Raw genomic sequence first — 11,287 nt, 5'->3', positions numbered from 1 at the left:
AACTTCCTGCGCAACGCCCAGACCGGATCATCGGGCTGCCCGAGGACCTGGAGCTGCTGCGTCGCCCGATGCTGTCCCGGGACGGCGAGGACCACGCGCGGCTGCGCCGGCTCGTCTCCCGGGCGTTCACCGTGCGCCGGGTCGCCGGGCTGCGTCCGCGGGTCGAGGCGATCGTGTCCGGTCTGCTCGACGACATCGCCGCCGCCGGCGCCGACGGCAGCCCGGTCGACCTGGTGGAGGCGCTGGCCTACCCGGTGCCGATCACCGTGATCTGCGAGCTCGTCGGGGTGCCCGAGGACGACCGCGACCGCTGGCGGGAGTTCGCCCGGCTGCTGATCCAGCCCGACCCCGGACGGATGCCGGACGTCACGCGGGGGATGGTCGCCCACGTCCGCGCGCTGATCGAGGCCCGTCGCCGTGAGCCCGCCGACGACCTGCTGTCCGCGCTCGTGACCGTGCACGACGACGACGGCGACCGGCTCTCGGAGCAGGAGCTGCTCGACATGACGGTGAACCTCACCGTCGCCGGGTTCGAGACGACCGCGCACGTCCTGGCCAAGGGCACGCTCGCGCTGCTCAGCCGGCCGGACCGGCTCGACGCCCTGCGCGCCGACCCGCAGCTGTGGCCGACGGCGGTGCACGAGCTGGTCCGCACCTGCGGACCGGTCCCGGCCGGCGCGCCCCGGTACGCGGCCGAGGACACCGAGATCGCCGGTACCCCGGTCCCGGCGGGGACGGCGGTGCTGCCCGGTCTGCTCTCCGCCAACTTCGATCCCCGCGTCGTCGACCGGCCCGACGAGCTCGACGTCCGCCGCCGCCCCGCCCGCGGGGAGGGGCACCTCGGGTTCGGGCACGGCGCGCACTACTGCCTGGGCGCCGCGCTGGCCCGGCAGGAGGTCGAGGTCGTGCTGTCGGCGCTGGTCACGCGCTTCCGGGCCTGCGGCTCGCCGAGCCGGCGGACGGCCCGTCGCGGCTGGGCTTCGAGCGGCTGCCCGCTCTGCCCGTCCACGTGGACCGCCCGCCGGCGGAGCGGAGCCCCTCAGCGCGCGGCGCGGGTCTCGTAGAGCCGGCGTGACCACAGCAGGCTCCCGACGGTGATCACCAGGCACCAGCCGACGGCGAGTGCGGCGTCGGTGCCGAGCCCGGCGCCGCTGCCCGGGCCGGCGCCGAGCAGCCCGCGCAGGGTGTCGATGACCGGGGTGAACGGCTGGTACGCCGCGAACCACCGGAGCGCGGTCGGCATCGACTCCACCGGCACGAACCCGCTGCCCAGGAACGGCAGCAGCATCAGGAACATCGGGGTGTTGCTCGCCGTCTCCACGCTGTCCGCGGCCAACCCGAGCGCGACGGTCAGCCAGGTCAGCGCGACGGTGAGCAGCGCCAGCATCCCGGCGACGCCGAGCCAGGCCAGCGGTCCGGCGTCGCTGCGGAACCCCAGCGCCAACGCCACGCCGAGCACGACGACCAGGCCCAGCACGGTCTGCACGAACGCCCCGGCGCCGTGCCCGGTGAGCACGCTGGAGCGGGCGATCGCCATCGTCCGGAAGCGGGCGACGACGCCCTCGGCCATATCGGTGGCGACCCCGATGGCGGTGCCCATCGCGACGCTCGCGACGGTCAGCAGCAGCACGGCCGGGGTGACGTAGGCCAGGTAGTCGTCACGGTCCCCGCCCAGCCCGGCGCCCATCGTGCCGCCCAGGACGTAGACGAACAGCAGCAGGAACACCAGCGGCTGGGCGATCAGCATGATCGTCAGCGAGGGGTAGCGGCGCAGGTGCCGGATGCGGCGGCGCAGCATCGTCGTCGAGTCGGCGAACAGCCGGGGGCGGTCGGCCGGGGCGAGGGTCGCGGTGCTCATGCCGCCACCTCCGCAGTGCCCGGGTGCCCGGTGAGGGCGAGGAAGACGTCGTCGAGGTCGGGGGTGTGGGTGGTCAGCCCCTCGGGGTCGACGCCGGCGTGGTCGAGCCGGTCGAGCAGCGCCCGCAGGTCGCGCGGACCGGTGGCGGGCAGCTGCAGCGTCAGCACCGCCGGGTCGGCGACGGCGTCGGGCAGCGCGGCGTGCGCGGCGGCCAGGGCGTCCTCGTCGGCGAGGTGCAGCAGCACGTGCCCGCCGGGCACCCGGGCCTTGAGCTGCGCGGGCGTGCCGCGGGCGACCAGGCGCCCGCCGTCGAGGTCGGCGACGGAGTCGGCGAGCTGGTCGGCCTCCTCCAGGTACTGGGTGGTCAGCAGCACGGTGACGCCGCGGCCGACGAGCTCGCGCACCGCGGCCCACAGGTCGCGGCGGCTGCGGGGGTCCAGCCCGGTGGTCGGCTCGTCGAGGAACAGCACGTCCGGGTCCGCGACCAGGGTCATGGCCAGGTCGAGGCGGCGCCGCATCCCGCCGGAGTAGGTGCCGGCGCGGCGGTCGGCGGCGTCGGCGAGGTCGAAGCGCTCCAGCAGCTCCCGGGCGCGGGCGCGGACGGTGGCGCGGGGCAGGTGGTGCAGGTCGGCCATCAGGCGCAGGTTCTCCGCGCCGGTGAGCAGGCCGTCGACGGCGGAGAACTGGCCGGTCACCCCGATCGCGGCCCGGACGCCGTCGGGATCGGACGCCGGGTCCCTCCCGGCGATCCGGATCCGACCGGAGTCCGGCCGCAGCAGGGTGGACAGGATGCGGACCAGCGTCGTCTTGCCGGCGCCGTTCGGGCCGAGCAGGGCGAGCACGGTCCCGGCGGGGACGTCGAGGTCGATGCCGCGGAGCACGGCGTGGTCGCCGTAGGACTTGTGCAGGGCGGCGACGGCGATCGCGGGCGGGGGTGTGGGCACGGGTGGTTCCTCTCGTGGACGGGATCGCGGACGGTGGGTGTCAGGCGCGGCGGACGACGATGTCGCCCTCGCGGGAGCGGGCGTGGACGGTGACGGTGTCGCCGCCGTCCGGGGCCTCGCGCGGGTCCAGGTCGTTGCCGATCCGGCCGGTGGTGTCGAGGTCGAGCCAGGCGGCGCTGCCCTCGGCGACACCGACCTCCAGGCGGCCGTGCGTGCTGGTCAGCGACAGCTCACCGCGGTGCACCCGGCCGAGGCGGACGTCGCCGTAGGCGGTCCGGACGCGGGCGCCCGCGCCGAGCTCGTCGACGTCGATCGGGCCGTGGGTGCTGGTCACCTCGACGTCGCCGGTCAGCTCGTCGGCGCGGACGACGCCGTGCTTGCTGCTCAGCGTCGCGCTGCCGCCGCCGCGGTGGATCTGCATGCCGCCGTGGTCGGAGCGGACCGTCGCGTCACCGGTGACGGTGCCACCGATCCGGACGTGGCCGTAGGCGGTGCTCAGGTCGGCGGAGGCCGCGTCGTCGATGCGGACGTCGCCGTAGCGGGTCGTCGCGGTGCACTCGCCGAGGGCGCCTTCGGCGACGACCGAGCCGTAGCCGGTGCTCGCGGTCAGGGCGGAGCCTGCCGGGAGTGCGATCTCGACCTCGACGGTGCGGCCGGGGGTGCCCGGGGTGAACCGCTGCAGCAGCCCGAGCCGCGGGCCGGTGACACGCAGCTCGCGGCCGGTCAGCTCGACCCGGACCTGGTCCGTGTGGGCGCGGTCGGCCGCGGAGCTGTGGACCTCGACGACGGTGTCGGCGCGGTCCGAGGCGGTCACGCGCAGGTCACCGATCGCGAGGTCGACGATCGCGGTGACGGGCTCGGGGGTGTCGTAGCTGGGCATGGGGCATCGCCTCCTCGGCGTCGCGGTGACGCCGTGGGTCAGGTGTGGGTCAGGTGTGGGTCGGTCGGGTGTGGGAGAAGGGGATCGGTCGCGGCTCAGCCGAACCAGCCGACGCGGCCACGGCGGGCGGCGTCGGGACGGTCGGACGTCGCGGCCGGGCGGTCCAGCGCGGCGGCGGCCACGCGGGTCAGCCAGGTGTTCACACTGAGGCCGTCCCGCCCGGCCGCCTCCTCGATCCGGGTCTTGAGCGTCTCCGGCGGCCGGAAGTTGATCCGGGCGACCGGCCCGGACTCGCCGTCGGTGACCGCCGGCGCCGATGGCGCCACGGGTGGCGCCTCCGTCGCTGCCGGGGGCGTGGCAGGTGCCCCGGTGACGACGAACTCGGGATCGCTGCCGCGCAGCCGCACGTGCACCGACGCCGGAGCGAGCTCGAGGGTGATCTCGTCGGCCGCCTCGGCCAGCGCCTCCAGCAGGATCAGGCGGGTCGTCGAGTGCAGGGGGGCGAGCAGTCGCTCCGCGACCGCCCGGGTCTCCTCGCCCGCTGCCTCGCCCAGGGCGGAGAACTCGGTGCGCAGGCGGTCGACATATCCGTCCAACTCCATGGCGCAACTATGGCGCATGATGGCGCCATCGTCAACCGTGTGGCGCCAGTTCTTGACCGTGCCGCGGCGGCAGGGTGTCCGCTGGGTCCGGCGAGCCACCCGTCACGAGAGGAGAACGACGTGGACCGGACCACCGAACGCCGCACGACCGGGGAGGGCTGCCCCGTCGCGCGACTGGGGCGGCTGCGGGAGCAGGGACCCGTGGTGCCGTTCGACGACACCCCGATGGGGCCCGCGGTGCTGGTCACCCGGCACGACGACGTCCACGCCGTGCTGCTCGACCCGCGCCTGCGCAGCGATCCGGCCGCGGTACCCGGCGCCGGGCGGGGCATCGCGGGGGTGTTCGCGACGCTCGGGTTCCCCGACGCGCTCGCCCACCTCGGTCGGGGTCTGCTCGTCCGTGACGGCGAGGACCACGCTCGGCTGCGTCGGCTGGTCTCGCGCGCGTTCACCGTGCGCCGGGTCCGCGAGCTGCGTCCGCGGATCGAGGCGCTCACCGACGGTCTGCTCGACGACATCGCCGCCGCCGGTGCCGCCGGCACCTCGGTCGACCTCGTCGCCGCGCTGTGCCACCCGCTGCCGATCGCGGTGATCTGCGAGCTGGTCGGCGTGCCGGAGCAGAGCCGGGAGGTCTGGCGGGCCCTGGCCCGGCTGCTCGTGGCCCCCGACCCCGCACGGATGCCCGCGGCGGCCCACGCCGTGCACGACCAGGTGCACGAGCTGATCGCGGCCCGGCGCGCGGACCCGGCCGACGACCTGGTCAGCGCCCTGGTCGCGGTGCACGACGACGGCGACCGGCTCGACGCCGACGAGCTCGCGGTGCTGCTGTTCGACCTGGTGCTGGCCGGGTTCGAGACGACCGCGCACGTCCTGTCCCGGGCCGCGCTGGTCCTGCTCACCCGCCCCGAGCAGCTCGCCGTGCTGCGGGACGAGCCGGAGCGCTGGCCGGTCGCGGTGCACGAGATCGTGCGGACCTGCGGAGCGGTGCCGATGTCCTCGCCGCGCTTCGCCGCCGTCGACCTCGACGTCGGTGGCACGACGGTCCCGGCGGGCAGCACGGTCGTCGCCGGGCTGGTGACGGCCAACTTCGACCCGCGCCGTCACGACCGGCCCGAGGAGTTCGACGTGACCCGCGACCCGGGCCGCGGCGAGGGGCACCTCGGCTTCGGGCAGGGCGCGCACTACTGCCTGGGCGCGGCCCTCGCCCGCACCGAGCTCGAGATCGGGCTGCGGGCACTGGTCACCCGGTTCCCCGCCCTGCGCCTCGCCGAGGTCGTCGAAGGTCCCGCCGACCTGGGGTTCGTGCGGGCGGACGCGGTGGAGGTGCGGGTGGACGCGCTCCCCGCCCACCACCACTCTGCCGGAATGGGCGGTGTGGGCCAGGATGTCCGGTGTGACCCGTGATCGCATCGCCTCCCGTGTCCGCCGCGCCGGGACGGCGGTGGCGGCGGTCGTCCTGATGGGCGTGGCGGGCTGCGGCGCCGCGGCGCCCGCGGCACCGGCCCCCGCACCGCCCGCGCCGTCCCCGGCCCGGACCGGGGACGGCGGTCTGCGGGTCACCCCCGGCGCGGGCGGGTTCTCCCACGTCTGGAGCGTCGGTGTGCTGCCCGACGGGCGCGCGCTGGTCACCGAGCGGTCCGGGCGCCTGTCGCTGCTCGCCTCGCTCGACCCGGGTACCGCGGTCACCCGGTCGCCGCCGACCTCGGCGACGTGTTCGCCCGCGGCGAGGGCGGGCTGATGGGGCTGGCCGTGCACGCCGACTTCGCGACGTCGAACCGGTTCACCACCTGCCAGACCCACGCCGAGAACGGGAACCCGGTCGACGTCCGGCTGGTCACCTGGACGCTGTCCCCGGACGGCGCCACCGCGACCCGGGTCGCGGACCCGCTGGTCGGCGGGCTGCCGATCGCCTCGGGCGGGCGGCACTCGGGCTGCCGGGTCGCCGTCGACGACACCGGGGCGCTCGTCGTCGGGACCGGAGACGCGGCGATGCCCGCCACCCCGCAGGACCTCACCTCGCTCGGCGGCAAGACGCTGCGGGTCGACCCGGCCACCGGTGGGCCCGCGGCGGGCAACCCCTTCGCCGACGCCGCCGACCCGGCCCAGCGGCTCGTCCACACCTCCGGACACCGCAACGTTCAGGGCGTCGCGGTCGAGCCGGGCACCGGGCGGATCTTCACCGCCGAGCACGGCCCCACCCGCGATGACGAGGTGAACCTGCTGCGCCCGGGCGCCAACTACGGCTGGGACCCCTCGCAGGGCGGCACGGTGACCAGCTACGACGAGTCGGTCCCGATGACCGACCGGGACCGCTTCCCCGACGCCGTCCCCGCCGCGTGGTCCTCCGGCAGTCCGCCCGAGGCCCCGGCCGGCGCCGCGTTCCTCGACGGCGACGCATGGGGTCCGCGGAACGGGATGCTCGCCGTCGCCGCGTTGCGCGGGCAGAAGCTGCTGCTGATGCGCGTCGGCCCGGCGGGCACCGACGGCGCGGTCTCCGACGTCGAGATCCCGACGGAGCTCGACGGGGAGTTCGGGCGGCTGCGCGAGGTCTACTCCGCGCCGGACGGGGCCCTGCTGGTCACGACGTCCAACGGCGACGACGACCGGGTGCTCCGGGTCGACCCGAGCTGACCCGCGCGGGGGCCGGCCCGGGCCGGGGTGACGACGCGACCGGGTCCGAGGTCTGAACCGTCCGGGACCGGGTACGCGGCGCGGATGGTCGTGTTCGAGGAACCCGTCCCGGTGTCGCTCCCGGTGTCGCTCCCGGTGGCGGCGGCGCTGTCCGGGCTGTCCGCCTACGACGTCTGGGTCCGCTACGCCGGACTCGGCGGCACCGGCACCGAGCACGACGTCGCCGCCATGCTGGTCGACCCGGCCGTGACCGCCCCGGTCGACCGGGTCCTGCTCGCCCGGGTGCTCGACGCGCACCTGGTGGTGCTCGGGTGCCGTCGCCGGGTCCGTCCGGACACCGGCGACGACGCGGCCCCGCCCGCGGTGCCCTGAACCGGCCGGGTCAGCCGCGCACCGACCGGGCGAAACCGACGACGTCGCGCACGGCGTGGGCGTAGACGTCGGGCATGGCGCCGCGGAACAGGATCATGCCGACGTGGCAGAGCCCGGGGTACACCAGCCCGACCGAGGGGACCCCGGCGGCGAGCAGTCGCCGGTGGTGGGCAAGACCCTCGTCGCGCAGCGGGTCCAGCTCCGCGCAGGCGATCACGTGCGGCGGGAGCCCGTGCAGGTCCTCGGCCCGGGCGGCCGCGGCCCAGCAGGTCGGGTCCTCGGCGTGCGTGGAACCCGGGTCGTAGACCTCGGCGAGCAGCGGGAACAGCTCCCGGTTGAGCCAGTAGCGGTCGTTCTCCCACGGCGACGCCAGGTCCGCGGGCGCCCGGTCCCAGGACCCCAGTACGTACGGGCACTGGGCGTACACCCCGGCGATCCGCCCGGCCCAGCCGTCGCGGCGGGCCCGGACCGCCAGCCCGAGCGCGAGGTTCGCGCCGCCGGAGTCCCCGGTGACCACGACGTGCGTCCCGCCCAGCTCCGTGAGGTGCTCGTGCACCCAGTGCAGGCCGGTGACGCAGTCGTCGAGACCCGCCGGGAACGGGTGCGACCCGAGCCGCCCGCCGCCGTTGCGGTACTCGACCCCCACGACGACGGCGCCCTCCGCGGCCAGCTCGTCGCGCCACCGCACGTACAGCGGACCCTCGGCGGCCAGCATGACCATCCCGCCGCCGTGCACCTGGTAGATCACCGGCAGCGGCCCGTCCACGCCGGTCGGGCGGTGGACGTACAGGGTGATCTCGTGGCCGTCGGCCCCGGGCACGGTCCGGGTCGTGCGGTCGATGCCCGACATCGGCGCCCAGCCCGTGGACAGCGCGGCGAAGAACCCCTCGAAGCCCTCCTCGGCGGCGTCGACGAAGCCGAGCAGCGCCGGGCGGCCCGCGGTGCGGTCCAGCGGGGCGTCGTCGGCGTGCCCGGTCAGTCCGAAGCCCTCCAGCACCGCGACCATCCGCGGGTCGGCCCGCGGGTCGTCGCCGATCGTCATCGACGGGTTCCCGAGCCGGCCGGGTGCGCGGGTGGGGACGACGGCGTCGGTGCTCACGTGGGCTCCTCGGGCGGTGGGTGACACCGATCGTGTCCTGAGTCACACCCGTCCGTCAACCGAGTCGTCGCGGCGCGCCGGGACCGCCGGTTCGAGCAGGTGGACCTCGCGTTCGAGGTCGCCCATCCGGTCCCGCTTGACCGGCGGCGGCTCGGGCACGGGGCCGCCCTCGCGCAGGACCCGCACGGTGTCGGCGAGCCGGTCCACCCGGCGCAGGATGCCGTTGCGGTGCAGGAACCAGGCCAGGAACCGGGTCAGCACGGCGACCGCGAGCGCGATGCCGACCGACAGGTAGTCGCGGACGCGGATCTGGTTGATCTCGGCGATGCGGTCGTCGAGCAGCTGCCGCTCGCCGGTCCGCATCTGGTCGACGCGGCTGCGGATGCCGTCCATGAGGTTCTTGCCGTAGGCCAGGTCCCCGCGGATCTCGCCGCCGGTGTTCCCGCCCGCGGCGACGACGTCGCGCTGGCGGGCCAGGTCGGTCATCTGCTTCGACGTCAGGTCCCGCAGTTCGGCGATCCGGGCCAGCTTGTCCGTGCGCGGCTTCTCGCCGGGCTCCGCCGCGGCCAGCGACCCCAGATGCCCCAGGACCGTCGGGAGCTCCGCCGACGCGTCGGTGAAGGGCTCCAGGTACTCGGTGCGCCCGGTGAGCTGGTAGCCGCGGACGCCGGTCTCGGCGTCGACCATGAGCGTGGTGAGGTCACCGAGCGTGCCGGTCATCTCGAACTTGCGCTGGATGTCGGTCTCGATGTCGACGCGCTGCAGGTTCCCGGTCAGGGTCAGCCCGGCCGAGACCAGCACGGCCAGCAGCGGCAGCCCGATGGTGATGCGGCTCTGCACTCGCATGGGCAGGCCGTCCCAGTACCGCAGGACGGGTCGCGCCGGAGCGCTCAGGGTGTCGCGAAGGCTCCTGGCCACCGACGGAGTGTACGGAGGTGCCACCCCGGCCTGCCCGTCCGAGCGATCGTGGCCGGACCGGTCGTCCCGGGACGGGCAGTCGGGCTACGGCCCGGGGGTGCGGTCGGCGGCATCGGGGGCGGGTGTGGCGCGGACGACCGCCAGGACGGCGTCGACCAGCCGCGCGGTGTCGTGCTCGGGGTCCAGCGGCGCGCCGAGCTGGGCCCACAGGTACGCAGGGGCGATCACGAGCTCGACGAGCTGCATCCCGCTCACGCCCGTGACGCCGGCCGCCTCCAGCATCGCCCGGAAGTCGTCGACCCGCGGCTGCACGATCGCCATGACGTCGTGCGGGTCCGTCGACGCGCGGGTGGCGGCGAGCAGCGCCCGGAGCATCCCGAGCGCGTGCGGGCCGCTCAGGCTCGTCAGGAGCCGGCCGACGTACTCGGTGAGGTCGGCACGCAGATCACCGCTGGCCGGCACCGGCGACGAGGTCCGCACGTCGCCGACCACGACCTCCAGCAGCAGCGACTCGATGGTCCGCCACCGTCGATAGACGGTGGTGGGGTGCACCCCGGCGCGCTGGGCGACCGCGGGGATGGTGAGTTCCGCGTCCGGTTCGCCGAGCGTCTCCCGGACGGCGGCGAGCACGGCATCCCGGGTCCGCGCGGTGCGTCCACCCGGGCGTATCGATCCTGCGGTCTCGGGCACCCGCACATCTTAACGCATCGAAAGTTGCGTTTGCCGACGCCGTCGGCCTACGGTTAACGCAATTCGAGTTGCATGAGTGAGGAGCACGCTGAGGGCACACGCACTCGTCGTCGGGGCCGGGATCGCCGGCGAAGCACTGGCGGTCGCCCTGGCCAGGGACGGATGGCGGGTCACCGTGGTCGAAGTCGCGCCGGAGATCCGTACCGGCGGTCAGAGGGTCGACCTGCGCGGTGACTCCCGTCAGGTCCTGGTCGATCTGGGGCTGATCGACGAGGTGCTGGCGCATCTCGTGCCGCAGCGGGGGATCGCGTGGATCAGGGCCGACGGCAGCCGGATGGCCGAGATGCCGGTCGAGGCCTTCGGCGGCCGGGGGCTGATCTCGTCCGAGGAGCTGCTCCGGTCCGATCTCGCCCGGGTGCTCCACGGGTCGGCGGGTGCCGCGGGTGTCGAGTACCGGTTCGCCGACACCGTCGAGCAGCTGACCGACACGACGGAGGGCGTGGAGGTCCGATTCCGCTCGGGGCCGGTGGAGGTGTTCGACATCGTCGTCGGGGCGGACGGGTCGCACTCCCGCACCCGCTCCCTGCGGTTCGGCCCGGAGTCCGCCTACCGGAAGCCGCTGGGCCTGGCCCACGCCTGGTTCACCCTGCAGGAGGGTCCCGGGACACCGCCGCTGGACGGGTGGGCGCTGTCGTACAACGAGCCGGGGCGACGCGGACTGACCGCGCGCCCCGGGCACCCGGGACAGCAGGAGATCGGGATGACGTTCGCCTCCTCGACCGTCCCCCGTGCGCACGACGCGCGCCTCGCCGTGCTCGACGGCGCCTTCCACGGAGCCGGGTGGCGTGCCGCGGAGTTCCTCGCCGCCGCACGCACCGCCCCTGACCTCGCACTCGACACCTACGACCAGATCCACATCGACCGAGGGTGGTCCGACGGGCGGGTCGTGCTCGTGGGCGACGCCGCCTGGTGCGCGAGCCCGCTGAGCGGACTCGGTACCGCGCTGGGGCTGCGGGGGGCCGCGGAGCTCGCGGAGGCGTTGCGACGGCACGGGGTGTCGGCGGAGCCGACCGCGGAGCGGATCCGGGCGGCCTTCTCGAGCTTCGAGCAGGTGATGCGCCCCCGCGCGGCCGCGGCGCAGAAGCTCCTTCCCGGACGGGTCCGCATGGTGGCGCCGAAGACCCGGTGGGGCATCCGGGCCAATGCCATGGTGATGCGCGTCGTGCAGGCGCCCGCCTTCCTGCGGCGTCGTGCGGTTCCACTCGCCGTGGTCGTGGCCACGGCGACGGCGCC

Annotated in this window: 11 protein-coding genes and 1 pseudogene; 5 read left to right on the top strand and 7 right to left on the bottom strand. The window is 75.4% G+C overall.

The genetic code is table 11. From position 1 onward, the window contains the following. On the top strand, nucleotides 1-1,064 hold a 1,064-nt coding region (locus KPL57_RS26500; protein ID WP_226353585.1), incomplete at its 5' end, for a cytochrome P450. Here KPL57_RS26500 and KPL57_RS26495 read toward each other — a convergent pair. The 4 genes from KPL57_RS26495 to KPL57_RS26480 all read right to left on the bottom strand — a co-directional run bounded on the left by KPL57_RS26495 (nucleotide 1,040) and on the right by KPL57_RS26480 (nucleotide 4,284). Beyond that, the gene (locus KPL57_RS26495) at nucleotides 1,040-1,858 is read right to left on the bottom strand and encodes an ABC transporter permease (RefSeq protein WP_226353584.1); all 819 of its coding nucleotides are present in this window, start codon (nucleotides 1,856-1,858) and stop codon (nucleotides 1,040-1,042) included. The genes KPL57_RS26500 and KPL57_RS26495 overlap by 25 nt on opposite strands. After that, nucleotides 1,855-2,802, bottom strand: a complete 948-nt coding sequence (locus tag KPL57_RS26490; protein ID WP_226353583.1) for an ABC transporter ATP-binding protein — start codon at nucleotides 2,800-2,802, stop codon at nucleotides 1,855-1,857. The genes KPL57_RS26495 and KPL57_RS26490 overlap by 4 nt, the downstream gene beginning before the upstream one ends. Before the next feature lie 40 nt (nucleotides 2,803-2,842). Next, a complete protein-coding gene (locus KPL57_RS26485; RefSeq protein WP_226353582.1) occupies nucleotides 2,843-3,682 on the bottom strand; it encodes a DUF4097 family beta strand repeat-containing protein in 840 nt (279 codons plus the stop codon). 95 nt (nucleotides 3,683-3,777) lie between these two features. After that, nucleotides 3,778-4,284, bottom strand: coding sequence for a hypothetical protein (locus tag KPL57_RS26480; protein WP_226353581.1), 507 nt, complete (start codon nucleotides 4,282-4,284; stop codon nucleotides 3,778-3,780). Between the two features lie 120 nt (nucleotides 4,285-4,404). Between KPL57_RS26480 and KPL57_RS70310 the strand changes: the two genes are divergently transcribed. The 3 genes and pseudogenes from KPL57_RS70310 to KPL57_RS26465 all read left to right on the top strand — a co-directional run bounded on the left by KPL57_RS70310 (nucleotide 4,405) and on the right by KPL57_RS26465 (nucleotide 7,287). Then, complete coding sequence (locus KPL57_RS70310) at nucleotides 4,405-5,688, top strand: cytochrome P450 (protein WP_226353580.1); 1,284 nt, start codon at nucleotides 4,405-4,407, stop codon at nucleotides 5,686-5,688. Continuing rightward, nucleotides 5,669-6,915, top strand: a pseudogene (locus tag KPL57_RS26470) (sorbosone dehydrogenase family protein). The gene KPL57_RS70310 and the pseudogene KPL57_RS26470 overlap by 20 nt, the downstream one beginning before the upstream one ends. 84 nt (nucleotides 6,916-6,999) lie before the next feature. Then, nucleotides 7,000-7,287 (top strand): hypothetical protein, encoded by a 288-nt coding sequence (locus KPL57_RS26465; protein WP_226353579.1) that lies wholly within the window; start codon nucleotides 7,000-7,002, stop codon nucleotides 7,285-7,287. Nucleotides 7,288-7,297: 10 nt separating this feature from the next. On the opposite strand, the gene KPL57_RS26460 is transcribed toward KPL57_RS26465, so the two are convergent. The 3 genes from KPL57_RS26460 to KPL57_RS26450 form a co-directional block, all read right to left on the bottom strand. Further along, a complete protein-coding gene (locus KPL57_RS26460; RefSeq protein WP_226353578.1) occupies nucleotides 7,298-8,386 on the bottom strand; it encodes an alpha/beta hydrolase fold domain-containing protein in 1,089 nt (362 codons plus the stop codon). Nucleotides 8,387-8,428: 42 nt separating this feature from the next. Further along, nucleotides 8,429-9,304 (bottom strand): CHASE3 domain-containing protein, encoded by an 876-nt coding sequence (locus KPL57_RS26455; RefSeq protein WP_226353577.1) that lies wholly within the window; start codon nucleotides 9,302-9,304, stop codon nucleotides 8,429-8,431. 84 nt (nucleotides 9,305-9,388) lie between these two features. Then, complete coding sequence (locus KPL57_RS26450) at nucleotides 9,389-9,934, bottom strand: TetR/AcrR family transcriptional regulator (protein ID WP_226353576.1); 546 nt, start codon at nucleotides 9,932-9,934, stop codon at nucleotides 9,389-9,391. Between the two features lie 136 nt (nucleotides 9,935-10,070). On the opposite strand from KPL57_RS26450, the gene KPL57_RS26445 reads away from it, so the two are divergent. Continuing rightward, nucleotides 10,071-11,287, top strand: a 1,217-nt coding sequence (locus tag KPL57_RS26445; protein ID WP_226353575.1) for an FAD-dependent monooxygenase, incomplete at its 3' end; no start/stop codon positions are given.

The organism is Pseudonocardia sp. ICBG601, from assembly GCF_020496245.1.
This window is presented reverse-complemented; position numbering and strand designations above follow the sequence as displayed.